Consider the following 299-nt stretch of genomic DNA (forward strand, 5'->3'; position numbering starts at 1 on the left):
GCTCAGTTGGTAGAGCACGACCTTGCCAAGGTCGGGGTCGCGAGTTCGAGTCTCGTTTCCCGCTCCAAAATTTGAAAAGTGCTGCAAAGCACAGACCACCCAATCGCAGTATTTCGAATTGCGACAAGGCGGCAACTGAACGAATCCTTGGGAACTTACAAAAGTATGTGACTAAGGTGAGTGAAGGCAGCCAAGGCAGTAGCGGTTCGAAAGACGAAGATTAAGCGGGAATAGCTCAGTTGGTAGAGCACGACCTTGCCAAGGTCGGGGTCGCGAGTTCGAGTCTCGTTTCCCGCTCC

1 tRNA gene is annotated in these 299 nt (G+C 52.8%); it reads left to right on the plus strand.

From position 1 onward, the window contains the following. Positions 1–224 precede the first annotated feature (224 nt). Positions 225–297: transfer RNA gene (locus ABZJ92_RS22420), tRNA-Gly, on the plus strand. The last annotated feature ends 2 nt before the right edge of the window (positions 298–299 follow it).

Source organism: Shigella sp. FJ200513 (genome assembly GCF_040495915.1).
Classification (GTDB): Bacteria; Pseudomonadota; Gammaproteobacteria; order Enterobacterales; family Enterobacteriaceae; genus ECMA0423.